General features: G+C 68.3%; 32 protein-coding genes and 1 pseudogene. 11 read left to right on the forward strand and 22 right to left on the reverse strand.

Annotated features, from left to right (window positions below; translation table 11 throughout):
• The first annotated feature begins 11 nt into the window (after window positions 1-11).
• Both ACLJOO_RS40275 and ACLJOO_RS40280 read left to right on the forward strand, forming a co-directional pair.
• On the forward strand, window positions 12-734 hold the full coding sequence (locus ACLJOO_RS40275; protein ID WP_410793343.1) for a hypothetical protein: 723 nt from the start codon (window positions 12-14) through the stop codon (window positions 732-734).
• Window positions 735-847: 113 nt separating this feature from the next.
• Window positions 848-2,626: a glycerophosphodiester phosphodiesterase family protein gene (locus ACLJOO_RS40280; RefSeq protein ID WP_410793345.1), complete on the forward strand. Its 1,779-nt coding sequence runs from the start codon at window positions 848-850 to the stop codon at window positions 2,624-2,626.
• Here ACLJOO_RS40280 and ACLJOO_RS40285 read toward each other — a convergent pair.
• Entirely contained in the window at window positions 2,623-3,678 is a 1,056-nt protein-coding gene (locus ACLJOO_RS40285; RefSeq protein WP_410793347.1) for a glutamate--cysteine ligase, read from the reverse strand. The genes ACLJOO_RS40280 and ACLJOO_RS40285 overlap by 4 nt on opposite strands.
• 41 nt (window positions 3,679-3,719) lie before the next feature.
• On the opposite strand from ACLJOO_RS40285, the gene ACLJOO_RS40290 reads away from it, so the two are divergent.
• Entirely contained in the window at window positions 3,720-4,457 is a 738-nt protein-coding gene (locus ACLJOO_RS40290; protein WP_410793348.1) for a HipA family kinase, read from the forward strand.
• Window positions 4,454-4,828: a DUF3037 domain-containing protein gene (locus ACLJOO_RS40295; protein WP_410793349.1), complete on the forward strand. Its 375-nt coding sequence runs from the start codon at window positions 4,454-4,456 to the stop codon at window positions 4,826-4,828. The genes ACLJOO_RS40290 and ACLJOO_RS40295 overlap by 4 nt, the downstream gene beginning before the upstream one ends.
• On the opposite strand, the gene pgm is transcribed toward ACLJOO_RS40295, so the two are convergent.
• From pgm to ACLJOO_RS40315, 4 genes and pseudogenes are all read right to left on the reverse strand, one after another.
• Complete coding sequence (pgm, locus tag ACLJOO_RS40300; RefSeq protein ID WP_410793351.1) at window positions 4,825-6,447, reverse strand: phosphoglucomutase (alpha-D-glucose-1,6-bisphosphate-dependent); 1,623 nt, start codon at window positions 6,445-6,447, stop codon at window positions 4,825-4,827. The genes ACLJOO_RS40295 and pgm overlap by 4 nt on opposite strands.
• A 23-nt stretch (window positions 6,448-6,470) precedes the next feature.
• Window positions 6,471-7,940 carry a fused MFS/spermidine synthase gene (locus ACLJOO_RS40305; protein WP_410793554.1) on the reverse strand — a complete coding sequence of 490 codons (1,470 nt, stop codon included), beginning with the start codon at window positions 7,938-7,940 and terminating at the stop codon, window positions 6,471-6,473.
• Window positions 7,941-7,967: 27 nt separating this feature from the next.
• The gene (locus ACLJOO_RS40310) at window positions 7,968-8,324 is read right to left on the reverse strand and encodes an MmcQ/YjbR family DNA-binding protein (RefSeq protein ID WP_410793352.1); all 357 of its coding nucleotides are present in this window, start codon (window positions 8,322-8,324) and stop codon (window positions 7,968-7,970) included.
• A gap of 4 nt (window positions 8,325-8,328) precedes the next feature.
• A pseudogene (locus tag ACLJOO_RS40315) lies at window positions 8,329-8,711 on the reverse strand (response regulator transcription factor).
• Between the two features lie 248 nt (window positions 8,712-8,959).
• Here ACLJOO_RS40315 and ACLJOO_RS40320 point away from each other — a divergent pair.
• Both ACLJOO_RS40320 and ACLJOO_RS40325 read left to right on the forward strand, forming a co-directional pair.
• On the forward strand, window positions 8,960-9,499 hold the full coding sequence (locus tag ACLJOO_RS40320) for a hypothetical protein (RefSeq protein WP_410793354.1): 540 nt from the start codon (window positions 8,960-8,962) through the stop codon (window positions 9,497-9,499).
• A 128-nt stretch (window positions 9,500-9,627) separates the two neighbouring features.
• On the forward strand, window positions 9,628-10,131 hold the full coding sequence (locus ACLJOO_RS40325; protein ID WP_410793355.1) for a hypothetical protein: 504 nt from the start codon (window positions 9,628-9,630) through the stop codon (window positions 10,129-10,131).
• A 61-nt stretch (window positions 10,132-10,192) separates the two neighbouring features.
• Here ACLJOO_RS40325 and ACLJOO_RS40330 read toward each other — a convergent pair whose 3' ends face one another.
• Window positions 10,193-10,744 (reverse strand): YceI family protein, encoded by a 552-nt coding sequence (locus ACLJOO_RS40330; protein ID WP_410793357.1) that lies wholly within the window; start codon window positions 10,742-10,744, stop codon window positions 10,193-10,195.
• A gap of 215 nt (window positions 10,745-10,959) precedes the next feature.
• Between ACLJOO_RS40330 and ACLJOO_RS40335 the strand changes: the two genes are divergently transcribed.
• Together ACLJOO_RS40335 and ACLJOO_RS40340 are read left to right on the forward strand one after the other, a co-directional pair.
• Window positions 10,960-11,448 (forward strand): FBP domain-containing protein, encoded by a 489-nt coding sequence (locus tag ACLJOO_RS40335; RefSeq protein ID WP_410793359.1) that lies wholly within the window; start codon window positions 10,960-10,962, stop codon window positions 11,446-11,448.
• A 225-nt stretch (window positions 11,449-11,673) separates the two neighbouring features.
• Window positions 11,674-11,928, forward strand: coding sequence for a hypothetical protein (locus tag ACLJOO_RS40340; RefSeq protein WP_410793360.1), 255 nt, complete (start codon window positions 11,674-11,676; stop codon window positions 11,926-11,928).
• Here the strand turns inward: ACLJOO_RS40340 and ACLJOO_RS40345 are convergent, their stop codons facing one another.
• Together ACLJOO_RS40345 and ACLJOO_RS40350 are read right to left on the reverse strand one after the other, a co-directional pair.
• Window positions 11,929-12,708, reverse strand: a complete 780-nt coding sequence (locus ACLJOO_RS40345; protein ID WP_410793361.1) for an MBL fold metallo-hydrolase — start codon at window positions 12,706-12,708, stop codon at window positions 11,929-11,931.
• Complete coding sequence (locus tag ACLJOO_RS40350; protein WP_410793362.1) at window positions 12,705-13,499, reverse strand: alpha/beta hydrolase; 795 nt, start codon at window positions 13,497-13,499, stop codon at window positions 12,705-12,707. Before ACLJOO_RS40350 ends, ACLJOO_RS40345 begins: the two co-directional genes overlap by 4 nt.
• Window positions 13,500-13,636: 137 nt before the next feature.
• Here ACLJOO_RS40350 and ACLJOO_RS40355 point away from each other — a divergent pair, with 137 nt between their 5' ends.
• Complete coding sequence (locus tag ACLJOO_RS40355) at window positions 13,637-14,575, forward strand: helix-turn-helix domain-containing protein (RefSeq protein WP_410793363.1); 939 nt, start codon at window positions 13,637-13,639, stop codon at window positions 14,573-14,575.
• A 1-nt stretch (window position 14,576) separates the two neighbouring features.
• Here ACLJOO_RS40355 and ACLJOO_RS40360 read toward each other — a convergent pair whose 3' ends face one another.
• The 3 genes from ACLJOO_RS40360 to ACLJOO_RS40370 all read right to left on the reverse strand — a co-directional run bounded on the left by ACLJOO_RS40360 (window position 14,577) and on the right by ACLJOO_RS40370 (window position 17,046).
• Window positions 14,577-15,101: an orotate phosphoribosyltransferase gene (locus ACLJOO_RS40360; RefSeq protein WP_410793365.1), complete on the reverse strand. Its 525-nt coding sequence runs from the start codon at window positions 15,099-15,101 to the stop codon at window positions 14,577-14,579.
• Between the two features lie 10 nt (window positions 15,102-15,111).
• Window positions 15,112-16,341: an exonuclease domain-containing protein gene (locus ACLJOO_RS40365; protein ID WP_410793367.1), complete on the reverse strand. Its 1,230-nt coding sequence runs from the start codon at window positions 16,339-16,341 to the stop codon at window positions 15,112-15,114.
• 69 nt (window positions 16,342-16,410) lie between these two features.
• Entirely contained in the window at window positions 16,411-17,046 is a 636-nt protein-coding gene (locus ACLJOO_RS40370; protein WP_410793369.1) for a hypothetical protein, read from the reverse strand.
• An 18-nt stretch (window positions 17,047-17,064) separates the two neighbouring features.
• On the opposite strand from ACLJOO_RS40370, the gene ACLJOO_RS40375 reads away from it, so the two are divergent.
• Window positions 17,065-17,220: a hypothetical protein gene (locus tag ACLJOO_RS40375; protein WP_165546543.1), complete on the forward strand. Its 156-nt coding sequence runs from the start codon at window positions 17,065-17,067 to the stop codon at window positions 17,218-17,220.
• A gap of 117 nt (window positions 17,221-17,337) precedes the next feature.
• Here ACLJOO_RS40375 and ACLJOO_RS40380 read toward each other — a convergent pair whose 3' ends face one another.
• Both ACLJOO_RS40380 and ACLJOO_RS40385 read right to left on the reverse strand, forming a co-directional pair.
• Entirely contained in the window at window positions 17,338-17,829 is a 492-nt protein-coding gene (locus ACLJOO_RS40380) for a metallophosphoesterase family protein (protein ID WP_410793371.1), read from the reverse strand.
• Between the two features lie 11 nt (window positions 17,830-17,840).
• Window positions 17,841-18,830, reverse strand: coding sequence for an oxidoreductase (locus ACLJOO_RS40385; protein ID WP_410793372.1), 990 nt, complete (start codon window positions 18,828-18,830; stop codon window positions 17,841-17,843).
• 190 nt (window positions 18,831-19,020) lie between these two features.
• Between ACLJOO_RS40385 and ACLJOO_RS40390 the strand changes: the two genes are divergently transcribed.
• Complete coding sequence (locus tag ACLJOO_RS40390; protein ID WP_410793374.1) at window positions 19,021-19,326, forward strand: hypothetical protein; 306 nt, start codon at window positions 19,021-19,023, stop codon at window positions 19,324-19,326.
• 261 nt (window positions 19,327-19,587) lie between these two features.
• Here the strand turns inward: ACLJOO_RS40390 and ACLJOO_RS40395 are convergent, their stop codons facing one another.
• From ACLJOO_RS40395 to ACLJOO_RS40435, 9 genes are all read right to left on the reverse strand, one after another.
• Entirely contained in the window at window positions 19,588-19,974 is a 387-nt protein-coding gene (locus ACLJOO_RS40395) for a hypothetical protein (protein ID WP_410793375.1), read from the reverse strand.
• A complete protein-coding gene (locus tag ACLJOO_RS40400; RefSeq protein ID WP_410793376.1) occupies window positions 19,971-20,216 on the reverse strand; it encodes a hypothetical protein in 246 nt (81 codons plus the stop codon). Before ACLJOO_RS40400 ends, ACLJOO_RS40395 begins: the two co-directional genes overlap by 4 nt.
• Window positions 20,217-20,498: 282 nt before the next feature.
• The gene (locus ACLJOO_RS40405; protein ID WP_410793378.1) at window positions 20,499-20,975 is read right to left on the reverse strand and encodes a hypothetical protein; all 477 of its coding nucleotides are present in this window, start codon (window positions 20,973-20,975) and stop codon (window positions 20,499-20,501) included.
• Entirely contained in the window at window positions 20,975-22,231 is a 1,257-nt protein-coding gene (locus ACLJOO_RS40410; RefSeq protein ID WP_410793380.1) for a hypothetical protein, read from the reverse strand. Before ACLJOO_RS40410 ends, ACLJOO_RS40405 begins: the two co-directional genes overlap by 1 nt.
• A gap of 13 nt (window positions 22,232-22,244) precedes the next feature.
• The gene (locus ACLJOO_RS40415; protein WP_130388988.1) at window positions 22,245-22,505 is read right to left on the reverse strand and encodes a hypothetical protein; all 261 of its coding nucleotides are present in this window, start codon (window positions 22,503-22,505) and stop codon (window positions 22,245-22,247) included.
• An 18-nt stretch (window positions 22,506-22,523) separates the two neighbouring features.
• Window positions 22,524-23,201 carry a hypothetical protein gene (locus ACLJOO_RS40420; RefSeq protein WP_410793382.1) on the reverse strand — a complete coding sequence of 226 codons (678 nt, stop codon included), beginning with the start codon at window positions 23,199-23,201 and terminating at the stop codon, window positions 22,524-22,526.
• Window positions 23,198-25,930, reverse strand: a complete 2,733-nt coding sequence (locus tag ACLJOO_RS40425) for an FtsK/SpoIIIE domain-containing protein (protein WP_410793384.1) — start codon at window positions 25,928-25,930, stop codon at window positions 23,198-23,200. The genes ACLJOO_RS40420 and ACLJOO_RS40425 overlap by 4 nt, the downstream gene beginning before the upstream one ends.
• Before the next feature lie 98 nt (window positions 25,931-26,028).
• Entirely contained in the window at window positions 26,029-26,421 is a 393-nt protein-coding gene (locus ACLJOO_RS40430) for a VOC family protein (RefSeq protein WP_410793385.1), read from the reverse strand.
• A 7-nt stretch (window positions 26,422-26,428) separates the two neighbouring features.
• The gene (locus ACLJOO_RS40435; RefSeq protein WP_130388993.1) at window positions 26,429-26,638 is read right to left on the reverse strand and encodes a hypothetical protein; all 210 of its coding nucleotides are present in this window, start codon (window positions 26,636-26,638) and stop codon (window positions 26,429-26,431) included.
• Window positions 26,639-26,811 lie beyond the last annotated feature (173 nt).

A 26,811-nucleotide genomic window follows, 5' to 3' on the forward strand; every position in this document is an offset into this window, starting at 1 on the left:
TTTCGCTGGCTGTGAAGCGAATCGCCGCCCTAGCGCTCATTGTGGTCCTGGCCGGATGTTCGACCGTCGAGTCCAAGGACATCCGGACCAGTGGGATCACTGCCAACTACGTCGTCACGCTGCCCGAAACGGCCGACGTGGCGAGCGTGAGTGCGTCGTACCGCGTCGGCACGCTCACCTTCGTCGAGCTCGGTGACGGTGAGTCGGTCACGTCGTCCGGCGGCGGCAAGGACGTCAAGCTCAAGCATCACCGCTCAGCCGGGGTCACCGACTACGACGGTCAGCTGGACGGCGTGGTCGACGCGGGGACCGAGATCACGTTCAACCTCACCCGCGGGAAGGACGACGACTCCGCGCCACGGTCCACGGTGAAGCTGCCCGAGCGCGTGCAGCTCACCGCTCCCTTGGCCGGTACGACGTACTCGCGTCGGGCCGCGATCCCGGTCCGCTTCAACAGCCACCCGTCCGAGCAACAGTCGATCCTCACTTGGGCCGGCGACTGCATCCAGACCGGCAGCCTGGAACTCGAGCCCGGTCGTACGTCGGTCAGCATCCCCGCCGGCTCGATCCGGCCAGTCACGGGAACACCGACGCCCGGCGTCAAGCCGGCCACGACGTGCCCGGTCGACATCACGCTGACCCGACGCACCGAAGGCACCCTGGACAAGGCCTTCAAGGACGGCCACATCACCGCGGAGAGCCAGTCGGTACGGCGGATCACCTCAGCACCGTAGCCGTCTGGTAACTAGTGGGCCGCCTGTCGGCTACCTTCGCGAGGACGTGGGTACTTCTGCGGCAGACAGCCTCAGGAGCGCCCGCCCACAACCCCTCCGGAAGGAATCCCCTCATGCGCCGCCTTCCCCGCGCACTGCTCCCGTGCGCGCTGATCGCCGGAGTGCTGCTTCCGGCCGCCCCGGCCGCCGCGACGCGCGGTGACTTCGACATCCAGGCCCACCGCGGTGGTCTCGGCTTGACCGTGGAGAGCACGATCGCGTCGTTCTCGCACGGTCTCGAGCTCGGCGTCAGCACGCTCGAGCTCGACGTACAGATCACTCAGGACGGGTACGCCGTGGTGACCCACGACCGCAAGATCACGGGCAGCAAGTGCCGCGACACCGCGCCGTACACGCCGGGCGACCCGGAATACCCGTACGTCGGCAAGTTCATCAACACGCTCTCGCTGAACCAGGTGAAGCAGCTCGACTGCGGCTCGCAGACGCTGCCGAACTTCCCCGGCCAGCAGCCCGACCCGGGCGCCCGGATGCCCGAGCTGCGGGACGTGTTCGCGCTCGTGCACCGTTTCCACGCGTACGGCGTGAAGCTGAACGTCGAGACCAAGGTCGAGGCCGGTGCGCCGTCGGAGACCGCGCCGCGCGAGCAGTTCGTCCAGGTGGTCGCGCAAGAGATCCGCAAGGCGAACATCGCCCGGCAGGTGACGATCCAGAGCTTCGACTGGGGTTCCCTGATGCGGATGCACGAGGTGATGCCGCAACTGCCGCTGGTCGCGCTGGACAACTTCGACTTCCTGCAGGTCGGCAAGCCCGGCAAGTCGCCGTGGCTGGGCGGCATCGACATCGACGACTTCGGCGGGGACCCGATCAAGGCCGTCAAGTCGTTCGGCGCCTCCGCGATCTCGCCCGTCGACGGGTTCCCGCAGGGCGGGAAGATCACCGACCCGGCGTTTCGCCCGTACTTCACCGCGGACAAGGTGAAGGCGGCGCATCAGGCCGGGCTGAAGGTGATCCCGTGGACCGTCGACGATCCGGCGACCATGCAGTGGTTCGTCGAGCAGGGCGTCGACGGGATCATCAGCGACTACCCGGACCGGGTGCGGGACGTCGCCCGGGCCAACCACTTCAAGCTGCCGAAGTCGTACGACGCTCCGGCCGTCCGGGCGCTCCCGTCGGCCCACGCACACAACGACTACGACCACCGGCGGCCGTTGCAGGACGCGCTGGACCGTGGGTTCAACAGCGTCGAGGCGGACGTGTGGCTGATCGACGGTGAGCTGCGGGTCGCCCACGATCTCGAGGACGCGAAGCCCGGTCGCAACCTGGAGAGTCTGTACCTGAAGCCGCTGGCGGACCGGGTTCGCGAGAACCACGGTCAGGTGTACAAGCGCGGTGGCGGATTCCAGTTGCTGATCGACATCAAGAGCGACGGACCGTCGACGTACGCCGCGGTCGACAAGGCGCTGGCGAAGTACCGCGGGATCAGCACGATCTTCGTCAACGGACGGGTACTCAAGGGCGCTGTCACCTCGGTCATCAGCGGCAACCGCCCGCTGGACGACATGAAGGCGCAGAAGCTCCGCTACGCCGGGTACGACGGACGCCTCGCCGACCTGCAGTCCGGGATGCCGGCGTCGCTGATGCCGCTCGTCAGCGACAACTGGACCAACGTCTTCACCTGGCAGGGCGTCGGACCGATGCCCGAGAACGAGAAGACCAAGCTGCACGACATCGTGGTCACCGCCCACCACGCCGGCTACAAGGTCCGCTTCTGGGCCACCCCCGACGTACCAGGCGCCGCCCGCGAGGCCCTGTGGCGCGAACTCGTCGCCGCAGGAGTCGACTACATCAACACCGACGACCTCCACGGCCTGGAGGACTTTCTCCGGGGCTAAGGCTTGACCTCCGTGAGGGCGACGATGTCGTTGCCCTCACGGAACGCCTTCCGCTGTTTGATCGCACCGTTGCCCTCGCGCAGCGACCGTTCGACACCGTCGCGCACCAAGTCCACCGCATCGAGCATCTGCAACGCCGGCTCGACGTACCGGAACAGCTGATCGATCACCTGGGCCATCGGCATCGCCTCCGCGCTCAGGACGTCGAGGCCCCGCGCAGTGAGCCCGTCCCGGGCAGCCAGCCAGTACGCGGCCCGCAGCACCTCCAGCTCCAGCATCGGGCCTCTCGCACCGTCCTCCAGTGCGGTGAGCACGATGGCGCGGACCAGGGTCGCGATCAGCACCGTCTCGTCCACCGTGAGCGGAACGTCGCTGACCCGCACCTCCACCGTCGGCAGGTGCGTCGACGGCCGGATGTCCCAATAGACCATCCGTTCGTCGATCAGCGTGCCGGCCGCCATGTGCATGCCCACCAGTGCGTCGTAGTGTTCGGCCGACTCCAGGTACGGCGGCGGACCGGCACTCGGCCACCGCGTCGTCATCAGCCAACGCCAGCTGGCGAATCCGGTGTCCTGACCGAGGTAGATCGGTGAGTTGGCACTGAGAGCGAGCAACACCGGCAACCAGGGACGCAGGTAGTTGCTGACCTTGGTGGCCGTCTCCTTGTCCGGCACGCCCACGTGGACGTGACAACCGCAGACGCCCTGCTCGCGCGCCAGTAGACCCCACTCACGGGCCAGCGCTTGGTATCGCGGCTTCCTCGTGATCGACTGCGCCGCCTGTCCATGCGGAGGTACTCCGATCGCCAACAGCCGAGCACCCTCCGTTGCGGCGGCAGAGGCCAGCTGGGACCGCATGCGGACCACGTGGTCGTGGAGCTCGTTGGCGGTCGTGCACACCGGGGTGTTGATCTCCACCATCGACGTGGTTAGCTCGAGTGCGACACCGAGCTCTCCCGCCTCCGCGACCACCGCCTTGCTCCGCGGCAGCGGATGACCGGTGGCGGACACGAGGAGTAGTTCTTCTTCGACGCCGAAGGAGGGAAGCTTCACCCTGAACCGGTACCCGCTCGCTAACGGCTAGGCTCTCCGGCGTGAGTTTGCCTGTTGTCACCGCGACCCGGTACGTGCTGCCGTTGCGTGAAGGAGGGTCGTTGCCTGGCGTTGTCGAGGGCAACGACCTCGGCACGTACGTGATCAAGTTCCACGGCGCCGGGCAGGGCCCGAAGGCGCTGGTCGCCGAGGTGATCGTCGGGGAGCTGTTCCGCCGGCTCGGCCTGCGGGTGCCCGAGCTGAAGCTGATCGAGCTCGACCCGGCGATCGGCAAGTCCGAACCGGACTTCGAGATCCAGGAACTGCTGATCCGCAGCGCCGGGCTGAACCTCGCCGTCGACTTCCTGCCGGGCTCCTTCGGGTACGACGGATCGGCCGGCAACCCCGGTGACGACGCGATGGCCCGGATCCTCTGGCTGGACGCGTTCGTCGCCAACGTGGACCGCTCGTGGCGGAACACGAACATGCTGGTCTGGCACAAGAACCTGTGGCTGATCGACCACGGGGCCGCGCTGTACTTCCACCACTCGTGGATGTCCGCGAAGAAGTTCGCCTCGTTGCCGTACGACGCCTCGGACCACGTGTTCTCGGTTGCGGTACCTGGTGTGGCGAAGGTGGACGCCGAGCTGGCTGCGGCGATCACACCCGGGTTGCTCACTGAGGTGATCGGGCTGGTGCCGTCCGAGTGGATCGAGGACGGTGATCGGGAGCGCTATCTCGGCCACCTGGTCGCGCGGTTGGCTCAACGGTCCGCGTGGATGCCGGGAGGTGCGCAGTGAAGCCTTTCGACTACGTGATCCTGCGGGCCGCGCCGCGCATTCAGCGGGGTGAGTTCATCAACGTGGGTGCAGTGTTGTACTGCCGGGCGCTGGACTACCTGGGGGCCGCATGGGATGTCGACCGGGATCGATTGAGGGCCCTGGATCCAGCAGTAGACGTTGACGTCGTGTGTGCTTCGTTGGAGCAGGTTCGGGCGATCTGTGCCGGTGAGACCGCGGGTGGGCCTGCGGCCGGTACGACGATCGGTGAGCGGTTCCGGTGGTTGGCTGCGCCTCGCAGTACCGTCGTACATCCGTCGCCGATCCACAGCGGGATCACCGAGGACCCCGCTGCTGATCTGGAGCGGTTGCTGGACGCGTTTGTGCGCTAAGAGAGTGCTGCAGACACCACTTCGCGGGCCTGTTCGAAGACCTGCGCCAGGTGCTCGGCGCCCTTGAAGGATTCGCCGTAGATCTTGTAGAGGTCCTCGGTGCCCGACGGGCGCGCCGCGAACCACGCCGACTCGGTCGTGACCTTCAGCCCGCCGATCGCCGCGTCGTTGCCGGGAGCGTGCGTGAGCCGGTCCACGATCGGTTCACCGGCCAGCTCGGTCGCGGTGACCGCATCCGCCGACAGCGCGGCCAGCTTGGCCTTCTGCTCACGCGTGGCCGGTGCATCGACCCGCGAGTACGCCGACGCACCGAACCGCTCGACCAACTTGGCGTGGGCCAGTGACGGCGTCTCACCGGTCACTGCGGTGATCTCACTCGCCAGCAACGCCAGCAGGATCCCGTCCTTGTCCGTCGTCCACACCGTGCCGTCGAAGCGCAGGAAGCTCGCACCGGCCGACTCCTCTCCCCCGAAGCCGACTGAGCCGTCCACCAGACCAGGGACGAACCACTTGAAGCCGACTGGCACCTCCCACAGCCGCCGGCCGAGGTCCGCGACCACGCGGTCGATCAGCGACGACGAGACCAGTGTCTTGCCTACTGCGACATCAGGACCCCACTGGCGGTTGCTGAACAGGTAGGAGATCGCGACGGCCAGGTAGTGGTTCGGGTTCATCAGTCCGGCGTCCGGCGTGACGATGCCGTGCCGGTCCGCGTCCGCGTCGTTCCCGGTCGCGACGTCGTACTTGTCCCGCTGCGCGACCAGCGAGGCCATCGCGTACGGCGAGGAGCAGTCCATCCGGATCTTGCCGTCGTGGTCCAGCGTCATGAACGACCAGGCCGGGTCGACGCGCGGGTTCACCACGGTCAGGTCGAGGTCGTGCCGTTCGGCGATCGCGGCCCAGTAGTCCACGCTCGCACCGCCGAGCGGGTCGGCGCCGATCTTCACGCCGGCGTCGCGGATCGCGGCCAGGTTCAGCACCGACGGCAGGTCGTCGACGTAGTGCCCGACGAAGTCGTAGTTCCCTGCCTCCTCACGGGCCTGCTCGAACGACTTCCGGCGTACCTCACGGTTGTCGCCGGCGATCAGCTGGTTGGCGCGGTCCGCGATCCACTTGGTCGCGTCCGAGTCGGCAGGGCCGCCGTGCGGCGGGTTGTACTTGATGCCGCCGTCGCGCGGCGGGTTGTGCGACGGCGTGATGACGATGCCGTCCGCGTCGGCGCCCGCGCCGCGGTTGAGCCGCAGGATCGCGTGCGACACCGCAGGCGTCGGCGTGAGCCGGTCAGCGCTGTCCACGAGCGTCTGTACGCCGTTGCCTGCCAGCACCTCGAGTACGGTGCGCCAGGCCGGCTCCGAGAGGCCGTGGCTGTCCCGGCCGACGAGCAGCGGACCCGTCGTACCCTGGCCGGCCCGGTACTCGCAGATGGCCTGGGTGATCGCCAGGATGTGCGCCTCGTTGAAGGCGCTGTCGAGGCTCGAGCCGCGATGTCCCGACGTACCGAAGACCACCTTCTGGGCGGGGTTCTCCACGTCCGGGAGGAAGTCTCCGTACGCCGCCAGCATGGCGTCGACGTCGACGAGGTCCTCGGGCTGTGCTGGCTGGCCTGCGCGTGGGTGCATGACCACATGCAACCACAAGACGGTCAGCCGCTGTACGGCGTGAGCAACTGGTCGACGGGCGCGTAGTCGTCGGTCAGCACCGGGGCGTCGCCGACGAAGCCGTCCGGCCGGTCGAGGACGTCCATCGACGGTTCGAGCTGGCCCACGATCGCCGGTACGTCGATGGGCTTGTCGGACGCCGCCACCACGAAGTTCCCACCGCTGTGGCCGGACAGCTCGTTCTTGCGCGCGATCACCGCGACGTACGGAAACACTGCCTGCACAGTCTTGATCTCGGCCTTCGCGAACTTGGCCGCGCCGTAGTCGATGACGTTGACCAGGTAGAGCCCGTCCGGTCGCAGCACTCGTCGTACGTCGGCCACCAGCTCGCGAGTCGTGAGGTGCCAGGGCACGGAGAGCCCGCTGAACGCGTCCATCAGGACCAGGTCCCGGCTGTCGGTCTCCTCGTCCCGTACGCCGAGCCGGCCGTCCTGCACCGTCACCGCCAGATCCGGACCCGTCTGGACGCCAAGCTCCCGCTTGTCGAGCTCCACGACGGCTGGGTCGATCTCGTACACCTGGTGCTTGCTGCCGGGCCGGGTCGCTGTCACGTACCGCGTCATGGTCAGACCGCCACCGCCGACGTGCAGTGCGTTCAGCGGCTGTTTTTCGGCCCAGGTGCCGTTGATCGCGGCCGCGAAGCTCTTGATGTACTCGAACTCCAGGTAGGTCGGGTCCTTGAGGTCGACGTACGAGTGCCGCGCCGAGTCGAGGTACAGCGTCCGCCCGCTCTCCCGGTTCGGGTCCGCGACGATACGAGCGCAGTGGTACGCCGTCTCGACCTCACAGGGCCTTGGCGCGACGATGGTCAGCGTGGCGCCGACGACCGCGAGAGCGACCGGCTTCACCGCTGCCTGCACACCACGCAACAAGAAGGTCAGCGCGGCGCCGACGACCACCAGTGCGGCGCCCAGGGTCAGGACGATCGTGCTGATCGGAACAGTCGCCACGAACACGAACCCGGTCAGCACAGTGCCGACAATGCCGCCGACCGTGGCGTACGCAGACAGCCGGCCGACGACGGTGCCGGTCTGCGCCAGCGTGTCCAGTCGTAGCTTCGTCACCATCGGTGTGACGGCTGCCAGGAGGGATGCGGGCGCGAACAGCGTGACGGCGAGGACCAGGAACACCAGCTCGCTCGCGCCGCCCCGGAGCGCTTCGCCCATCCAGCGGACCACTGGGAGGACCAGCATCACCAGTGCCCCGGCGAGCAGGAACAGCGGGCCGAGCGTCCGCTGCGGCGGTGCCACGTCCGCGAAGCGGCCACCGAGCGCCGCACCGGTCGCGATCGCCGCCAGCGCGACTCCGATGACCGCAGTGTTCGTCTCGAGCGTCAGGCCGATGTACGGCGCCACCAGCCGCAGTGAAACGAGCTCCAGCACCATGACGGCGGCCGAACTCCCGAATGCCAGCGCAATCGCCAGCTTCTGACCAACCGGCCCACCCTCACCCATGTGCACCCACGTAACCCTATAGAACGGTTAGACCTCGTCCAGCCGGGCGATCAGGGTCTTCGGGGCGATCTGCCGGAAGGCGTTCTCCACCAGGTCCTCGAAGTGGTCCCAGTCCACGTCGACGTCCAGGTACACGCCGAGCCAACCACGGTGACCGACGTACGGCGGCCGGAAGAAGTGCTCGGGGTCGTCCGCGACCAGCGACTCCTGCACACCGGGTGGCGCGGCCATCCACACGCCGAGGCGGTCGTCGTGGTGGTGGTCGGCGTACATCACGAAGGTCTTCTTGTCGCGGACGAACCAGGTCGGCTCACCATGACTCGGCCGCTCGGTCACCTCGGGCAGTGCGAGGCACAGGCTGCGTACTTGTTCCAGAACGTCCATCTACTCAGTGTCGCGGACCAGGGATCACTACACCTGCCTCATACGCGTAAACGACGGCCTGTGCACGGTCACGGAGGTCCAGCTTGGTCAGGATGTTGCTGACGTGCGTCTTCACGGTCTGCTCGGCCACCACCAGTTCGTCGGCGATCTGCCGATTGGACAGTCCACGTGCGACCAGCCGCAGTACGTCGGTCTCTCGCGGCGTCAGACGGGCCGGTGTGGCCGGTTCGACGGGCTGCGCGCGAGCGAAGTCCTCTACCAGGCGTCGAGTGACAGACGGCGCCAGCAGCGCGTCAGCTCGACAGCCCGCGCACCGTCGCCGGCCTGTCCGACCACCTCGATGTCGGGCTGCGCATCGAGCAGCGCACTGAACCCGGCCCGCACCATCTCCTGGTCGTCAACCACCAAGACCGTGATCGCCACTCTCCACCTCCTGAGATCGAGGCTAGGAATTCGCGGGCGGCCGCACCTCCAGCCGCGGAGCCAATCCGGGACCAGTACCCCGGTAGGGATCGCCTGTGATCCAGGTCACAGTGACCACGATGCGTGTCCCGGCGTTACACGGTCAGTGCCGAACGGTGTGCTACGCCATCGGCGGCACGAGCGGTGAGTCCAACAGGAGGTACTCGGACACCATGCGCATGCGGAACCTGGCTGTGACCGCCACGCTGACCCCGGTTTTGCTGCTCCCCGGCTGCGGGAACGAGGCCGACAGCAATGTCGCCGCGGCGGCTCCACCGGCGCACAAGGCGGCCCGGACCACGACCACCGACGAGGCGGTCGGCACCGACGACCCCGTGCTGAACGCGTACTACTCGTACCGCGTCGCGCTCGACGTGATGATGCGCAGCGGCGGCGGCAAGACCAAGCAGCTGGAGCCGGTGATGACGCCGGCGATGTTCCAGGCGATCAGCGCGCAGGCGAAGTACTTCCGGACCCACAAACTGCGCAACACCGGCAACACCAAGGTGCTGTGGGCCAAGCGCACGCTGGCGGCGAACGGGGTCATCGTCAGCGCGTGCTACGACACGTCCTCGGCCCGCACCGTCAACGTCCGCGGTCGCGGCGTACTCCCGAACACCACCCCGACCCGCTGGCTCGACCAGATGCGCGTCCTCAACCAGCAGTCCCGCTGGATCGTCGACGGCGGCACCACCACCCCGAACGCCTGCTGAACCCTCGGCCGCACCCCGAACACCTCGGATTTGTGGCGGTGGGATCACGATTCCGTGGCCACCCGATTCCGCCGAGTAGACCCGGGCAAACTCACCCGTGAGTGCCGGCTAGGTCGAGGGGTCCACCGATGATCGACACGAGTTTGCGACGTTGGCTGCCGACGTGGTTCGGCGGCGTGCCAGGAGGTCGCCGTACGCCGGAATCCTTCCGGCCGCGCGGTACCAGTTCCAAGGTCAGCCGGCTCGCGGCGCAGTACGACGCCGACGTCGACGCCGCCCTGCAACGCCTGTGGCCGAAGGCGCGGATCTATCACGATCGCGAGTTCACCCGGGACCGTGCCGACTTCCTGCTGGTGGTCCGCGGCCGCGGCGTGATGATCGAGACCAAGGTCAAGAGCGACCCCGGCCTGTTCCGCGGCTCGACACTCCCGCCACTGCTCGACCGGCTGCAGCGCGATGGCCGGCGACTCGTCGTCCTCGTGAACCAGGGTGACCCCACGCCGGCCCGCGACCTGATCAGCACCAAGCTCGGCGACAAGGGCCGCATCCTGGTCTGGTCCGGTCCGCATCACGACACCGAACTTCGCCAGGCCGTCGAGTCCCTCCTCCAGCAAACGACCCGCCACGCCTGACGCGCGGCGGGGGCGTCGAACACCTCATGCGGTGTCCGACGCCCCCACCGCCTTTTCGCTGTCAGGCTTTCTTGATCGCCGAGACCTCGAGCTCCAGCGTGACCTTCTCGCTGACGAGTACGCCGCCGCCCTCGAGCGCCGCGTTCCAGCTGACGCCGAAGTCCTTGCGGTTGATCACGACCGAGCCCTCCAGACCCACCCGCTCGTTGCCGAACGGGTCCGTCGCCGTCCCGGTGTACTCGAAGGTGACGTCGACGGACTTGGTGATGCCGCGGATCGACAGGTCGCCGGTCACCACGAACTCGGCGTCGCCGGCCGCCTTGACCGCGGTCGACACGAAGGTGATCTCCGGGTTCTCGTCCATCGCGAGGAAGTCGTTGCTGCGCAGGTGCTCGTCGCGCTGGCTGTTGCGGGTGTTGATGCTCTTCGCCTGGATCGTCACCTTCCCGGACGAGTTCGCCGGGTTCTCGCCGTCGATGTGGAACGAGCCCTCGAACTCGTCGAACGCGCCCCGAACCTTGGTCACCATCGCATGCCGGGCGCTGAAGCCGATCCGGGTGTGGGAGGCGTCGAGGGTGTAGTCACCGCTGAGCGCGGCGTACTCGCTGGACATCGCGGATTCCTCCAGAAAGATAGTTGAAGTTTAGATAGTACAGAGTTCACCCTTAACGCTCAGAAGTCCACTCCCCACCCGGCGTGTCCGAGTCGTGGACGCGATCCCACCGGGCAATGGACAGGCAGGGCCGTTGCCTGCAGCAACGGAGTTAACCGGTTGCGCGGGGCCGGGCCGGGCTTGTCTCATGGGTGGTCGAAGATCGGAGGACCGTCGTGGAACCGCTCAGCGCCGAGGACATCAGGCGCTCGTTCGTCAATTCGTCCAAGAGCCAGGTCAAGGCGATGGCGTTGCCGCCCAGGTTCACCGAGCTGGCCTGGGAGTCGCTGGACTTCCTCGGCTGGCGGGACGGCAAGGCGCCGAACCGCGGCTACCTCGTCGTACGGCGGGACGCCGGCGTCACCGGGATCGCGGTCAGCACCCAGACGTCGGGCGCCGCGCGCCGGTTCGCCGGACTGTGCGACCTGTGCAACACCGCACATCACGTCAGCGACGTCGCGCTGTTCGTGGCCCGGCGCGCGGGTTCGGCCGGGCGGGAGGGGAACACGGTCGGCATGTATATCTGCGCCGACCTGGCCTGCTCGCTGTACATCCGCGGCCTGAAGGAGCTCGACCTGCCGCAGGGCGAAACCGCCGGCCCGGACGTCCGGGCGAAACGCCTCGCGACTCGCCTGGAGAGTTTCGTTCAGCGCGTCCTCGCCTGACGTCCGGCGCACTAGGTCCTGTCCGGTGATCCAGCGCCGTCACGAGGAGGTGCTCGGTGCGGTGGCTCGGCGTGCGGGAGCGAAGGTCTCGATGCGGAGCATCGTGGCCTTTGCACCCGTGCGGCGAGGTGCCGTGCCGAGTGCCCCGCAGTAGGCGATGGATCACCGGACAGGGCCTTACCCTGGTGGTGCACATTCGGCCCGCGGAGCACCAGGGAGAGCGCGATGACCGACTTCCGGATCACTCACGAGATCCACCAGACGCACCCGGACATTCGCGAGCGGCTCACCGCCACCACGATCGAGGCGATCAACGAGTCCAGCGCCCGTTCCGCCGAGGACGCGGCCCGGGTGCTGCGCCACAAGCTCGGCGAGATCGGCGTACAGATGAGCGACGACGCCTGCCTGTCCGCGATCGAACGCATCCGCTCCGGCAAACAACTCCGCTTCGAGATCGAGGAGGTCTCCGAAACGGAGTGATCAGATCGGCACCGTGGCCGGCTTCCCGGGATCGAGCCAGCTGAGCTCCGGCCCCGCAGCCGCGAAGGCCGCCTCGATCCCGTCCCGTCCCTGGCGGAAGTGGCTCCAGCCCTCGTAGTGCACCGGGACGACCGTGCGCGGCGTGAGCAGCGAACACAGCTCGACGCCGTCGGCCCCGGTCATCGTGTACCGCAGCGGGCCGCTGACCCCGAACTGCACGCCCCCGAGATGCAGCAGCATCGTGCCGACCTCGAACCGCGCGCCGACCTTCCGCAGTCCGTCGTACAGCACCGAGTCACCGGTGATCCACAGGACGCCGTGCTGCTGCCCGGGCCAGCGCAGCGCGAAGCCGATGACATCGCCGGTGATCCGACGACTGAGCGGCGGCCCGTGCCGGCACGGCGTGGCGGTGATCTCCAGTGGCGGCCGGCCACGCTGCCGCAGAGTGTGGACGGACCACGGCCGCAGCCCAACGGCACCGCGTCCGAGCCGTGCGGCGCCGGTGAACGTCGTGACCACCGCGCCGACCGACGGCAGCAAGGCCCGGCCGGCATCATCCAGGTTGTCCGCGTGCTGGTCGTGCGTGAGCAGTACAGCGTCGATCGGCGGCAACTCGTCGACCGCGACCGCCGGCCCCGCCAGCTTTCGGGACGCCGAGCCCCAGCCGAACGCGTAGCGCCGGCCCGGTGGATCGAACGTCGGATCGGTGAGCAGCCGCCAGCCGTCGACCTCGATCAACGTCGTCGGACCGCCGATATGGGTGATCCGCGCCTCGCTCACGACGCGTGCTGCACAGCCCAGTCGAGGACATCGTCCGCGATCTGCTGCCACCCCTGCTGCGCCGGCAGAAGGTGCGCGTAACCGTCGTACTCACGGATCTCGGTGATCGTGTTCGACTTGTAGTGCTTGGCGTTGGACCGCTGGATCTCGGGCGGCATGATGTGGTCCTCGGAGCCGGAGACGAACAGCAGCGGCGCCCGGGCGTCGTTGTGGTAGTCGACCCACGTGTCCTGGTGACCGGGCTGGAAGTTCGCCAGCACACTGCCCCACAGGATCCCGCCGTTCGCCGGGATGGCGTAGCGCTCGTACAGCGCCCGGGCCTCGTCGTCGTCGAACGTGTTCGTGAACGCGTACTTCCACTCGTCGAACGACAGCGGGATCGCCTTGTGCCGGTTCGCCGGGCTCTTCAGGACCGGGAAGGTCGACTTCACCTGCGAGAACGGCACCACCCGGACGCCTTCGGTCGGCGCCGAGTTCATCGCGACACCGGCCGCGCCGAAGCCGTGGTCGAGCAGGATCTGGGTGAACGCCCCACCGGCCGAGTGACCGATGATGATCGGCGGCTGGTCGAGTTCGCGGATCACCGACTCGATGTGCTCGATGATGGCCGGCACGGTCACCTTCAGGATCGGCTCCGGGTCGGCGTTCAACGCCTCCACCTCGACCTCGAACCCTGGGTACGACGGTGCCAGCACACGGAACCCACGCGCTTCGTAGTGGCTGATCCAGTGCTCCCAGCTCCGTGGCGTCACCCAGAAACCGTGCACCAGCACGATGGTGTCAGCAGGCATGATCTCGTCCCTTCCCTCCCGCGAGATTTCCGAAAACCGTAGTTGCCGAAACGTCGCGCTCGGTAGGATCTGCCTGCACGGATCTGGGCTGTGTGTGCACAGTTCGCCCTCCAGATCCAAGGGGGAAGGGGGGCGCGATGACCATGCTGCTCGATACGGCCGTGCTGCCGCCGCGGGACCGGGCCGAGGCGTTCTACGCGGCGATGATGTCGGCGAGCGTGCCGTCGCGCGTCGAGCACGAGGATCCGGACGGCGACGTCCACGCCCGGATGGACTTCTGGCAGCTCGGGACGCCGGACCTGTTCCGCAACGAGGGCTCCGGGATCCGTCTCGTCCGGACGCCGAAGCATGTCCGCATCGGGGGTCCGGAGCGACTGGCTCTCGCGGTGCAGGTGACCGGATCGAGCGTGTTCAGCCAGGGCGGCCGTGATCGGCGCGTCCGGACCGGTGAGCTCATGCTGGTCGACCTGACCGCGCCGTACGACTTCGCCTGGACCGGACGCGGCGCGTCGCAGGCGTTCCAGATCGACTACGCCGACCTCGGGCTCAGCGTCGAGACGATCCGCGCGGCGGCTTCACGACTGCCGAGCAGCCCGGTGTACGACCTCGTCCTGAACCATCTCACCGCCCTGCCGGGGATCCTCGAGTCGTTGCACGACACACCGTCGGCCGGGATGATCGGCGAGTCCACCACGCAACTCGTCCGTGCGCTGCTGACATCGGCCGCGGACGACGACACCGGGCCGCCGGCGATGGCCGACGTGCTGTTCTCGCGCATCACCTGGTACGTGCGCAGGCATCTCAGGGATCCGGCGCTCGGTCCCGCGCAGATCGCGGCGGCCCACAACGTGTCGGTCCGGTACCTGTACAAGCTGTTCGCCGACCATCACCGCAGCCTCGAACAATGGCTGATCACCGAACGGCTGCAGGGTGCCGCGCGTCAACTCGCCGACCCGGCGAGCAGGCACCTCCCGATCGCGGTCATCGCGGCACGCTGGGGATTCGACGACGCGACCCACTTCACACGCCGCTTCCGCCGGGCTTACGGCATCACCCCGCGCGAGTGGCGAGGCTGACTCAGACCGTCGGTGTGAGGTCTTCGGTCGTGAGGAGCGCGTGCAGGGTCAGACCGGCTGTCGTCAGCGGGGCCGGGGTGTCCGGGTTGCGATTGATGACGCACAGGGCATCGGTGATCTCGGCGCCCAGCGCGCGGAGCTCGGTGGTGGACAGCACGATCTGGCCGCCCGTGGTGACCACGTCCTCGACGATGGTCACCCGTCGTCCAGCGGTCTCGGCTCCTTCGGCCAGCCGGCGGGTCCCGTACGGCTTCGCCTGCTTGCGGACGAACGCGCACGGCAACCCGGTATGACGCGCCAGCGCGGTCACGACCGGAATCCCGCCCATCTCCAGACCGGCCAGCACCTCGGTGCCCGCGGGCACGAGTCGAACCATCGCCTCGGCGATCGCATCCAGCAACACCGGGTCGGCCTCGAACCGGTACTTGTCGAAGTACTCGTCGGTCGTCTGCCCCGACCGCAGGACGAACTCCCCGGTCAGGTGAGCTGTCGAGTAGATGCGCCGGCCCAGTTCCTCAAGCTCCACGTCAGGAACCCTAGCCCGCCCTTCGCTCCTCGGCCGGAAGGAGGCGGCGGAAGTCGTCGGCGGAGATGATCGGCACGTTGAACTCGCGGGCCGCGCGGGCCTTGACCGACAGGCTGTCCACGTCAGCGGCGACCACGAACGTGGTGTCCGGGCGGACCGCCTCCTGGGGCACGAACCCGGCCGCCACGGCCCGGTCCCACCACACCTCGCGCGGCTCGACCATGTCCCCGGTGAACACCAGTGAGCTCCCCGGCGGATACCCACGTGCACCAGGACGATCCGGTACGACGTACCGCCCGGCGCTCACGCGGAGCAGCGTCTCGTCGACGTCGGACACACGCTGCCCGAGCATCACTGCCACCTGGTCGAGATCGCTGCGCTGGTCGGGTGAGATCTCGCCGGTCCCCCACGACGCGGTCGCCAGCGCGGACACGTACCACCGATGGAGGTGGTCGACCTGTGGGCGGGTCATGCCCAGGTCGGTTGCCACCTGCACCAGTTGGTCCGCGTCTGCGGCCGTGATCTCGCGGTTGGCGAGGATCGTGTCGAGCAGAACGAGATACGAGTCGGCCTGCGGCGGCTCCGGGACGCGCGGCAGCTGGTCGACCAGTCGGCTCATCCAGCCGTGTCGTCCACCGGCATGCACGGGTCGCACAGTCGGCGCGATGTCCGTGCCCGGCAGGTCCGGCCAGGGCAACCGCCGTACCTCTTCGTAAGCCCACTGCCAGGGTGGCGGCGCCGCGAATGCCCCCAGGTATTGGGCGAACAACTCGGCTGTCGCCCGCGTGTCGGCCAGCGCCGAATGCCAGCCCTCGATCGAGATCCCGGCCGCCGCGCAGCACGCACCGAGCGTCCGTTTGGCCCCCGGATGCAGGTACCCGGCCAGCGCCATCGTGCACATCGACCGCTCGGTGATCAGCGGAACGGTGACCCCGAGCCGAGCGAATTCGGCCCGCAGAAATCCGAGATCGAACTCGACGTTGTGCCCGACAACCATCCGTCCCGCGAGCAACTCCCCCAGCTGCCGCGCGATGTCGCGGAACTCCGGCGCCGCCAGCACGTCGGCGGTGAGGATCCCGTGGATGTGCTGCGGGCCCAAGTCGCGTTGGGGATTCAGCAACGTCACCCACTCGCGCTCGACCCGCCCGCGCGCGTCCAGCAGCACGACGGCGATCTCGATGATCCGATGCCGATGGGTCGGCAGTAGACCGGTCGTCTCGGTGTCGATAACCGCGTACATCCAGGCCTCCTCCGGCTCGCTGACCGACTGAGACAACCCAATCACACGCCGCCGACAGTTTCGGATCCGTCAGGTATCGGAGGGAATGTCGACCTCGATCTCTTCGCCCAGCCGCGCTCCGTGCGCCAGCTGGAGTTCGTCGCCGCTCCAGAACCGCCCCGGGTCGTACCAGTTGAGCTTCCGCCCGCGCAGCAATCCCATTTCCTCGTACGTCACCGCGACCACCTCGGCGCAGTACGCCGACTCCAGCTCGAGCTCGCGCGATCCGCGACGAATCGCCGGCACCCGCCCGCGGACCCATCTCGATGCGAGCCGGGCAGTCGACGGGAACGGCGTACCGTCCAGCCGGGCGACGGTCCGCAGTACTGCGTCCTCCATCTCCCGTGTGACGGGGTGATCGAGCTGCCGCAGCCAGGCTTGCTGACCGTACTTGCGGGCCCACACCAGCACCGCGTCGCGCAGATTGTGCAACTGCGCACCACGCTGGTGCTGGCCGGTCCACATGTCCGGCAGCGAACGACCCAGTTCCGCGTGCCACATCAGCGGCGGGAGGTCCTCGACGACGACCGCCATACCGACGTGATTGACAGGGCTGTTGGTGGTCAGCTGGATGGCGCGATCGGCGGCGCTGCCACCGCGGAACAGCCAAATGTCACCTGTTCGTGTCAGTTCCGTAGCGTCATCCAGTGAAATCCGGGTGTTCACGTCGCTAGGTTAGTCGTCATGAAGGTATGGAAGGTGGTAGGGCTTGCGGGACTCGTCGGCGTCGCCGCGACGGGCGTCGTGATCGCGCGGGGCGAGCGAAAGCGCCGTGCGTACACGCCGGAAGAGGTCCGCGATCGCCTCAAGACCCGGGTCAAAGAAGCAGCTAACGCCTGACCCGGGCGACACAGTCGGCCGGGCAGTCGTGGTGCGCCGTAACTCGGTGGTACGGCGCCGTCCACGTCTGCCCGGCCGCAGTCGTTGCACTCCGCAACAGTCGTTGCGATACGCAACTTAAAGGTTGTGCAAGGCAACCTGTTCCAGGCGGCCGGCGGTGATCGTCGCGGTCTGGTAGGTGCAGTACGGCTGCCGCCGCCGGTCGGTCGGCGACCCCGGGTTCAGCAGCCGGAGCCCACCCGGGCCGGTCGTGTCCCACGGGATGTGACTGTGCCCGAACACGAGCAGATCAACCCCTGGGTACGCCGCCGCGCAGCGTTCTTCACGCCCCCTGGCCGGACCGGTCTCGTGCACCACGGCGACCGACAACCCGTCGAGCGTCACCCGCGCCACCTCGGGGAGTCGCGCCCGTAGCTCGGGTCCGTCGTTGTTGCCCCAGCACCCCACCAGCCGGGCCGCGCGTGACTCCAACTCGTCCAGCAGGCCGACACTCACCCAGTCACCCGCGTGGATGACCACGTCGGCGTCGTCGACTGCGTCCCAGACCGGCGCGGGCAGCTTCTTCGCCCGCACCGGCAGGTGAGTGTCCGAGATCAGCACGAGGCGCATGCGCCCACTCTCTACGCCTTCAGTGCTGCCAGCAACTCCTTCTCCTTGGACGGGCTGAGGCCTGCCTTGCGCTCGCGGTCCAGGCCGAGCTCGCGCTCCCAGGCGAGGGTGTCCTCGACGAACTCCCGCCGGGACCGGTGGGCGAGGCCGGCCGCGACCGCCGCCGCGCCGCTGCGCGACGACCAGCCCTCGTAGCCCGGCTCGGTCAGCCACATCGCCAGCGAGTCCGGCCCCATGTACTGCTCGACCTTCTGCTCCTCCAGCCACTCCCGCGGCGCGAGCACCACCGGCCCGGTGTGACCGCCGACCTCGCGCATCAACTGGATCCACTCGCCGAACGGCACCACCGGTCCGAACGTGTCGAACGTCCCCGTGCGCCCCTCGGTCGCGTTGTCCAGCAGCCATCCGGCCAGGTCCCGTACGTCGACCACCGCCGTCGCCAGCTCGGGCGTGTCGGGCACCAGCAACGGCTCTTCGGGCGCCCGCGCCGCCCGAGCGACCCACGCACCCGCCCGATCGCTGCGGTCCCCCGGTCCACCGATCAGCCCGGCGCGCGCGATCACCAGTCGGTCCCCGACCACCTCGCGGGACGCGAGCTCACACGCGACCTTCGCCTCGCCGTACAACTCCTGATTCACGACGTCGTCCGCGGCCGGCGCCCGCAGCGCCGCGGTCTCGTCCGCGCCGGGCGTGTCGTACTTCTCGTACGCATTGCACGAGGACACGTACGTCCAATGCTTGGCGCGGGCGCCGAACGCGGCCAGTGCGCCCTTCACGAAACCAGGCTGCCACGAGACCTCGAACACCGCGTCCCAGTCCTGTGCAGGCACCGCGTCGTACGCGTCCGGACTGCTGCGATCGGCCGCGACCAATGTGGCGCCGTCCGCAATCGTGCCACTCTCGCCACGGGCCACACAGGTCACCGAGTGCCCGCGGGCGATCGCCTGCGTCGCGATCTCCCGACCGAGCCACGCCGTACCACCGAGGATCAGAATCTCCATGCGGGCAAGCCAATCAGGCCCAGCCGACAATTCCCAGACGCCTCTGCCGAGGGCAGAAACTCCCGTGTGTGATTCGTTGCCCTCGTCACGTCACCGTAATCGCCGTCCCCTTGCCAGGCAGGCGATCCGGGCGCACTGTCGTACCAGAAAGACACCCAGGGGTGGGTGCCTGCGGAAACAGGGGGAATTGATGGCTGGTTTCGTTCAGATCATCGAGTACCGGACGTCCAAGCCGGACGAGGTCGCGGCGCTGCTGGAGGACTTCCGCGCGAAACGCGAGGCCGACGGAGACGGGCCGGCGCCGACGCTCGGTCTGACCTGCGCCGACCGCGACGAGCCGGGGCGCTACTTCGCGATCGTCCAGTTCGACTCGTACGAGGCGGCGATGGAGAACTCGCAACGTGCCGACACCACCGAGATGTCGGAGAAGATGATGGCGTTGTGCGACGGTCCCGGCACGTTCTACAACCTCGACGTGGTCTCGTCGATGGAGTGAGAGGGCGTCTGAGGACCCCGCGCCGTCGCGAGCAGGTGCTCGGCGGAGCGCCTCGGCGTGCTGGAGGGAAGGCCTCGATGTGGTTTCATCGTGGCCTTTTCTCCAGTGCGGCGAGGTGCCCGCCGAGTGCCGCGCAGTAGGCGCGGGGTCCTCAGACGCCCTCGTTCCTCAGGTACGGCGTACGCCGGCTCGCCCGGGCGTACGCCGTACCGAGGTGACCGGTGCCGGGAAGGAGTGAGCCGGCACCGGTGGATCGGGACCTCAGCGGTACGACGACCAGGTGGACGGCGGCGCGGCGCCGTACGACCCGAGATCGCGGTCGGAGTGCAGCGGGTCGGGGTCCTGCGGCTCGGGCGCCGAGTGCAGGTCCGGCCACGGCCGGGGCGGGAGGGACTCGCGGGGCGGCAGCTGGAGGTCGGGATCGGGACCCTTCTCGGGGTCGAGCCACTCGACCGTCGTGGCGCCGCCGTGCCCGTGGATCGCGACGACGGAGTCGATACCGTCCCAGACGGTCGTGGTCGGGTAGTCGCCGTACCAGCGGAGCGCGACCGCGCCGTCGGTGAACTGCACACCCTCGGCGACGGGTCCGGTGCCGCTGACACCGGAGACATCTTGATGACGGATCAGACGGAAGCGACGGGAGCTCATTTCGGCGCTACCTCCCACAGCCGTTCCCCCGGCAGCTTCCGTTCCGGTCCTGGATCGTGGTCCGGAACCGGGTCGCTGGTCACCCGCAACCCGGCGAACCTGCGCGACATGGCCGCGGCGTACCGCTCGGCCAGCTCCGCTTCGGCCCGGTAGTCGGCGACCACATGGTCCCCGAACCAGACCCTCACCCGACGACGCTCCACCCGGACCGCAGCCGGGCGCGGATCACCACGGTCAGGCATCTCAATACACCCGGCCCCGCGTAGAGCCGGTTCCCATCAGCGACCTCGCATGACAACCCTGCACGGCAATCACTTCCACTTCCCTGTGGGGATGGGTTCACAGGTAGTGACGGACCACCGGGATGATCATGACGCGACTCCCCAGAAAAATCTCACACCCCGTAAGAAGGGCGCCACGGCAACGGCCCCGAGGAACACCTCCCAGGCCCGGTGAACAAGCAATAACCTGTTCACCGCCCCTGCGGGGTGTTCCCACTCCCCATCAACGGCAGCCCACCGCGCTCAGCCGCGGACCCAGGCCCGCCAGGTGTCGATGTCGTCGACGTCGAGGGACGTCTCCGGTGGGAAGGTGTGGACGCCGGCGCCCGGGAGGTACGCCGCTACGATCCATGACATCGCGGTGGCCAGCACGAGGGCGACCCGCGGTTGCGTTGCGGCCAGTTCGTCGAAGACCGCGCGCGCCTCCTTCGCCCGCGCTTCCTCGTTCCTCGATCCGGAGATGCGCACGTCAACCGCTCCGGTGTACCGATCGATCGCGGAGACGTCTTCGGGTTCGGGGTCGGATGCACCGTAGAAGTTCGGCTCGACGAACAGCAGAACCCGTCCGTCAACGGTCCGGGCGCGTCCGCCGAAGAAGTGTTCGTTCTCCTTCAACTCCGGATCGTCCAGGCGTTCGAGTTGCAGGGCGTCAGCCATCCACCCGGCCAGAGCGTCCAGCGGCTCGTCGGCGGCCACAAAGATCGTGTCGCTGTTCGACATCAGTTCTCCTTCGTGTACGTGATCAGACGCCCGTCACCGAGGATGACATGAACGACGTCGGCGACTCGTCCGCCAGGCTGACCACACGCTCTCCGGAACGCTCTCCAAGCGACATCCTCCGACAGGTCGACCAACCTGCCGTCGATCAGGATCTCGTTCCGCTCCCCCGCCTGCCCGGTCGCCTGATGGATGCACCGTTTGATCGCGTTGGCCGACCCGCTGATCGGTGTCTTGAACTCGACGACGACGCCGTCCGCGTCCTTGGTCTTCCGGACCATACTGTCTGGGTTCGGCACCTTGTCCCTGGTGTGATCCGCAGGCCTCGCGTCGACGCGCCATCCCTCCTCCGCGAGCCGGTCCGCGATCGCTCGCTCCTTCGGCTCGAAAACACCGTCCGGGTCGATGACGCCGGGAGCGAAGTTCACCTCGAGCGGGCGCGGGTCGAAAGCTGGGTCGAAGTCGCGGTCGTCGGGCGCCGGCAAGCCCGGGAGCTCGATGTCGACCACGATCGGCTGGAACCGGGGTTCCGCGGGATAGTCGAAGGTGGCTTCGATTTGGTCTGTGGTGATGGTGAAGGTGGCGTGTTGCCATTGCTGGTCTTCGGACTCGGTCGTGGAGTCGAGGAGGAGCTGCACGGCTTCGGTGAGGTCGGGGTCGATCTCGAAGTCGCGGGCGAGGCGATCGGCGCGTTTCTCCTCTTCCTTCTCGTCCGGTTCCTCGAAGATGACCTCGCCGGTTCCGGTGATGGTGATTTCGAGTTCGAGGAGGGGCTTGTCGTCGCGGTCCTGCTCTTCGGCGTCCTTCTCGTGGGCTTTGCGGTACTTCTCGAAGGCTTTGCGGGCGACGGTGACCAGGGGCGGCTCGTTGTCTTCGGCAACTTCCAGGTCTTCGTACGTCGCCGTGAGGCGTCTCGTGCGGATCTCGGTGCCGCCGGTGCCGCTGGTTGGCTTGTTGCGGTTGGCGGAGTCGGATGACGGGCGGTTCGTGGACGGGCCGGCGTCGCCGACGAGGCCCTCGGCCCAGCCGCGTGCCTTCGGCGGCGCCATCGACAAGAAATGTGCAGCGGCCTCACACGCACGCGCCGCCGCGTCGAGCTGCTGCGCGGCGACCGTTGCCTGGCCGCGGGATGCGATCAGCGCGAGCTGTGCGTTCTCCCGGCAGCGCGCCGCCGTACGCAGGAGTTGGTCGACGACCCGGGGGATCTCGTCGAAACAGTCGACCAGGCCGCGGGCAACCCGCTGCAGCTCAGACGGCACTTTGACTCGAGCGTCAGATCTGGTCGGCGTAGTTCTTGCAGCCGGCCGACGCGATCTCCAGCGCCTCGGCGGCCTGTTCGACGGCCTTGCTCGCGGCCTCCAGGATCTCGGTGATGTCGCGGTCGATGCCGGTCGCGGTCCCCGCGATCAGGCTCTCCACCAGCTGACTGTGCTGCGTGAACCGGAGCTTGAATCCGGCCAGGCCACCCGCTGCCTGCTTGGCCTCCATGGAGACCTGGTGCAGCTGTTCCTTGAGCCGCAGTACGTCGGACACCTCAACCCACTCCCAAACCTAGTTGCGCTTCTTCGGCAGCACGATCGCCGTACCCGCCACGACGACCGGGACCACGATCCCGAGCCACCACGGCAGACCGGCCGCCATTGCGACGAAGACGAGGACCGCACCGCCCCAGCCCCACCAGCGCGCGCCGGGCAGCCGTGGCAGCCCGAGCACCCGCGACGCGGCCAGCATCGTGACGGCGGCGATCGCCGCAGCCTCGACCCCGGCCAGGAACGACCCGGTCAGCACCCACACCAGTACGAACCCGACCAGCGCCAGGACCGCGCTGATGGTACGCCGCTTGCGCTGCTCCTGGAGCGCCCGGGCCGTCGTCCGCAGCTCCTCCAGCTGGTCGACCGACTCGGCGAGCTGCTTGGTGATCCGCTCCGCGACCGTCTCGATGTCGTTCAAAGCGCGGATCTCGGGCAACGTGTGGTTCGCCCGCTTGCCCTCCGCGGGCAGCCCGGCTCGCTGCAAACTCTCCGCCGCCTTGTCGGCGAGCGAGTTCAGCCGGGTCTGCAGCTTCCGTCCACGCTCGGCCATCGCATCGGCCTCGGCCGCCGCGGTCGCCTCGGCCTTCGACTTGTGCGCCGTCACCCGGTCCTGCGCCTGTTGCGCATCGGCCCGCGCCATCGCGACCGTCCGCAGCGCGCGCACGTACTCGGACCACTCCTGCTCCACAGTGTTCATCGACGTACCAACTCCACCGCGCGATCTACCTCGTCCGACCGCAGCGCGGCGAACGGTACGACGACCTGCGCCTCAGGATGCAGCCCGTCCCACAACAACGCCCGATGCGGTTCGGACGCCCACCGCACCAGCGGACCTGCCACCGCGCGTACGCCGTCCTGCGGGTGCCGGAGGAACAGGTGGGTCGCCACGTTCGCCCGCCCGTACCCGAGCTGCTCGGTGCACACATGCAGCCGGTTCCACCACCCGAACGTGATCAGTCCCTGTGCCGGCCCGTCGCGCACGATGTCCTGCAACGCGTTCGCCGGGCTCTCGAAGTACCCGTCGGCGTGTAACTGCATCCGCGGTACGCCGTGGAACCCGAAGCCGATCAGGTACGTCCCGCCGGCCTCCCCGTTCCGCATCGCGTCCCGCAGCGCGAAGAGCCGCGGCGCGATGTCGTCGTGCTTGTCCACGGTCTCGACCTCGCACCCGAGCTGCCGCAGCACCTGCACCAACGCATCCTTGCCCTCAGCAACGGACGGCGCCGAGTTCGTACCGTCCACGAAGAGGAACCGTGGCGGCTCTACAGCGGATGCGGCCGTCGACACCGCCAGCCCGGTCAGTACGCCGAGCGCATCCGGCGGCCCGTCGCCCAGCACGAGTACGCCCGCGCCGGGCTCCGGCCGCACCTCGACGGAAACCGGCTCCTCCGTCACCGCGATCGGCAACCCGGTCCACGGCCGCCCCAGCTCGGCCTTCACCGCCGTCGCCGTATCCGTCAACCGGGCCGGCTCAGCCAGATGGAACACCCGCGGCGGATGCACCGCCGCACCCGCACGCGTCCACAACTCCTCCCGCAGCGAGTCCAGCACGGGCTTGTCCGCATAGCTCACGAGCACGTGCTGGTTGTCGTCCGGCGACCCGAAGTTCGCGTTGAGCACCGCCTCGCCACGGAACTGCAGCTCGGCCGCCGCCGTGTTCCCACTGCGCAGAATCGCCTGCGAGTCGGCCGGCGTCGTCTTCAGCGCGATCCGGTACGGCACCTGGCCGAAGATCGAGTCCCGCCGCGTCGACAGCCGCTTCACACCCTCGATCGTCTGCGTCGCCAGTACGACGTGAACGCCGTACGCACGCCCCAACCGAACCAGCCGCTCCAGCAGCTTGGCCGCCTCGTCCGCCAACTCGTCGTCGTCCTCGAGCAGCACCTGGAACTCGTCGAGTACGACGAGGATCCGCGGCGGCCGATCCGGCCCGGGAGGAAGCTCCGCGATATCGGCGACGTTGCCGTGTGACTTGAAGATCTCGCTGCGCCGTGCGAGTTCGTCGGACAGATGACGCAGTACGGCGAGACCGAACGCGCGATCGCTGTGGACGCCGAGCACGCGGATCTGCGGCAGCCAGTGCGGCCGATCCGGACCGGGACCGAGCGCCGAGAACTCGACACCGTGCTTGAAGTCGAGCAGGTACATCTCCAGGTCGGCCGGGGAATAGCGCGCGGCGAGACCGTGGATCAGAACGAGCAGCAGGTTCGACTTACCCTGACCGACGGCGCCGCCGACGAGCACATGCGGCAGGGCCGGGTTGCCGCTGCGCAACCGCACCAGCGCCGGCGTGCGGTCGTCGTACCCGATCACCGTCCCGACCTCGTCCTTGACCGGCTGCCACCAAGTCGAGCGGTCGGGCAGGGTCCGGTCGAAGTCGATGGTCGGGAGTACGGCGATCTCGGCCTGCTCGGCGATCACGTCACAGATGCCCGCGGCAACGGTCGCGTCGAACGGCGGATCGAGCCGGGCCGACGGCAGCTGGGCGATCTCGACGCGATCGTTGACGATGGCAACCGGGTTGAGGAGATCGAGCAACTGTTTCGAGTCGACGTCGAGCTCGGCCGCCGTGGACGCGTCGTAATGGACCAGGAAGCAGATACCGCGCTTGCCCGCGGTCGCCGCCAGCCGGAGCAGGTCGCGCTGGGCGAGCGTGTCGATCCCGGACGGGTAGTCGAACAGGACGACGATCCGGTAGGGATCGGTGACCTGGCCGGTCTCCTTCAGCAGGTCCTCGAAGCGCTCGTGCCCGAGCTGCGCCTGCCGGCTCGCACGCAGCGACGACACGTCGACCAGGCCGGACAGCACGGTGTGCAACTGCTCCGCGGTGTGTGTTGCCCTGGGCACCAATTGCGGGTACTTCGTGGTCAGGTGACCGAGCAGCCCCATCATCCCGGTCAGCCGCGGATCGAACGCGTCGATGCGGAGCCGGAACGGTTCCGCCGCCGCGACGAGCCGCATCGCGACGCTCTGCAGCAGCCGGCGCGCGGACTCGTTGCGGTCGCCGGTGACCTTCCAGCCGTTGGTGCGGAGCAGCGGCGCGACCACCGGCGTACCGGCCTCCAGTTCGCCGACCCGCACGTACGCCGGGACGCCCGCGCCGACCAGTTGACGTGACCGCCAGCGAGCGTCGTTCGGCGGAATCGACGCCAGGCCGGGTGCGAGCCGGTCCGCGAGCAGCCGCGCCTTGGGCTCGGCATCGGACAACGCCTCCGCGGTCTTCGCGTCGACCAGCGACCGCGACTCACGGCGGGCGGCGGCGGTCTGCTCCTGCAGTTGACGATGCAGCTTCACGGCGCGCTGATGCTCGCCGTACGTCAGCCGCCGTGCGTTGTCCAGCAACTGCCCCAGCGCGTGCTGCAAACCGCGGATCCGCGCTTCCAGGAGCTCCGGTGCGGCCGGTCCCCCGTCAGGCTTCTCCGTCACGAGCATCGTCCTTCCACACTTGCCCCGCGACCGTACAAACTGCCTGGTGTAACCATGTCATACCGGCAGTCCCATTCGTCACTCAGGCATCAGTAGTCTCACGGGGCGACAATCTCCAGTTCGTAGCCGTCGGTGTTGGAGAGGAAGGCGGCGTAATGCTGCGGGCCGCCGGCGTACGGATGCCGGTCGGCGAACATCAGCGTCCAGCCGTGCTCGGCGGCCTCCGCGACGATGCTGTCGACCTCGGCCCGATCGGCGGCGTTCAGCGCCAGGTGGTTCATCCCCGGCCGCATCCGGTCGTGCTCGGCGGCCGACATCGCCGGGCTCTGCTCGACGACGACGTAGCAGCCGTCCGGGGCGGTCCAGGTCATACCGCCGGGCCAGCCGTCGCCGTCCTTCCAGCCCAGCCGGTTGAAGACCCAGCCCCAGCTCGTTACGGCCCGGGACAGGTCCGGGACCCAGATCTCGACGTGATGCACCGCTGCAGCCATCGGAGCATTATCTGTGCTCGGCGTGATGGTGCGACACGGCCGTCGAGATCCCTGCCGCGATCGCGCCGGAAAGCAGCAGCCAGACCAGCGCGGCGAGCAGCCACGGCCACCACGGCCGGACCTGCGCGGCCTCGGCGACGGCCTTGCCGAACAATCCGCCGGCGGGCGCGAAGACGAGCACGAGCACCAACCGCGCGAACCTCGTCTCCCTGGTCATCTCTTCATTGTGAAAGCCGCTCGCCGCCCCCGCGCCGCCTACGGCGTTTCGCCCACCACTCGCACCCGCCACCACCCCCGACTTTGAGAAGCCACCAACCATTTCCGCGGTGAATTTTTGGTTGGTGGCTTCTCAAAGTCGGGTTGTCCACCGCCCGGCCGCCGGGTGTTTCG

This window comes from Kribbella sp. C-35 (genome assembly GCF_046549195.1).
In the GTDB taxonomy this organism is placed as follows: Bacteria; Actinomycetota; Actinomycetes; order Propionibacteriales; family Kribbellaceae; genus Kribbella.

Bases quoted from the DNA above. Each gene is read 5' to 3' on its own strand.
- ACLJOO_RS40310 (WP_410793352.1), bottom strand. From the start codon at position 8,324: ATGGACGTTCTGGAACAAGTACGCAGCCTGTGCCTCGCACTGCCCGAG.
- ACLJOO_RS40340 (WP_410793360.1), top strand. From the start codon at position 11,674: ATGACCGACTTCCGGATCACTCACGAGATCCACCAGACGCACCCGGAC.
- ACLJOO_RS40350 (WP_410793362.1), bottom strand. From the start codon at position 13,499: ATGCCTGCTGACACCATCGTGCTGGTGCACGGTTTCTGGGTGACGCCA.
- ACLJOO_RS40325 (WP_410793355.1), top strand. From the start codon at position 9,628: ATGATCGACACGAGTTTGCGACGTTGGCTGCCGACGTGGTTCGGCGGC.
- ACLJOO_RS40420 (WP_410793382.1), bottom strand. From the start codon at position 23,201: ATGAACACTGTGGAGCAGGAGTGGTCCGAGTACGTGCGCGCGCTGCGG.
- ACLJOO_RS40390 (WP_410793374.1), top strand. From the start codon at position 19,021: ATGGCTGGTTTCGTTCAGATCATCGAGTACCGGACGTCCAAGCCGGAC.
- ACLJOO_RS40305 (WP_410793554.1), bottom strand. From the start codon at position 7,940: ATGGGTGAGGGTGGGCCGGTTGGTCAGAAGCTGGCGATTGCGCTGGCA.
- ACLJOO_RS40280 (WP_410793345.1), top strand. From the start codon at position 848: ATGCGCCGCCTTCCCCGCGCACTGCTCCCGTGCGCGCTGATCGCCGGA.
- ACLJOO_RS40385 (WP_410793372.1), bottom strand. From the start codon at position 18,830: ATGGAGATTCTGATCCTCGGTGGTACGGCGTGGCTCGGTCGGGAGATC.
- ACLJOO_RS40435 (WP_130388993.1), bottom strand. From the start codon at position 26,638: ATGACCAGGGAGACGAGGTTCGCGCGGTTGGTGCTCGTGCTCGTCTTC.
- ACLJOO_RS40430 (WP_410793385.1), bottom strand. From the start codon at position 26,421: ATGGCTGCAGCGGTGCATCACGTCGAGATCTGGGTCCCGGACCTGTCC.
- ACLJOO_RS40405 (WP_410793378.1), bottom strand. From the start codon at position 20,975: ATGTCGAACAGCGACACGATCTTTGTGGCCGCCGACGAGCCGCTGGAC.
- pgm (WP_410793351.1), bottom strand. From the start codon at position 6,447: ATGCACCCACGCGCAGGCCAGCCAGCACAGCCCGAGGACCTCGTCGAC.
- ACLJOO_RS40330 (WP_410793357.1), bottom strand. From the start codon at position 10,744: ATGTCCAGCGAGTACGCCGCGCTCAGCGGTGACTACACCCTCGACGCC.
- ACLJOO_RS40355 (WP_410793363.1), top strand. From the start codon at position 13,637: ATGACCATGCTGCTCGATACGGCCGTGCTGCCGCCGCGGGACCGGGCC.
- ACLJOO_RS40375 (WP_165546543.1), top strand. From the start codon at position 17,065: ATGAAGGTATGGAAGGTGGTAGGGCTTGCGGGACTCGTCGGCGTCGCC.
- ACLJOO_RS40320 (WP_410793354.1), top strand. From the start codon at position 8,960: ATGCGCATGCGGAACCTGGCTGTGACCGCCACGCTGACCCCGGTTTTG.
- ACLJOO_RS40380 (WP_410793371.1), bottom strand. From the start codon at position 17,829: ATGCGCCTCGTGCTGATCTCGGACACTCACCTGCCGGTGCGGGCGAAG.
- ACLJOO_RS40365 (WP_410793367.1), bottom strand. From the start codon at position 16,341: ATGTACGCGGTTATCGACACCGAGACGACCGGTCTACTGCCGACCCAT.
- ACLJOO_RS40395 (WP_410793375.1), bottom strand. From the start codon at position 19,974: ATGAGCTCCCGTCGCTTCCGTCTGATCCGTCATCAAGATGTCTCCGGT.
- ACLJOO_RS40400 (WP_410793376.1), bottom strand. From the start codon at position 20,216: ATGCCTGACCGTGGTGATCCGCGCCCGGCTGCGGTCCGGGTGGAGCGT.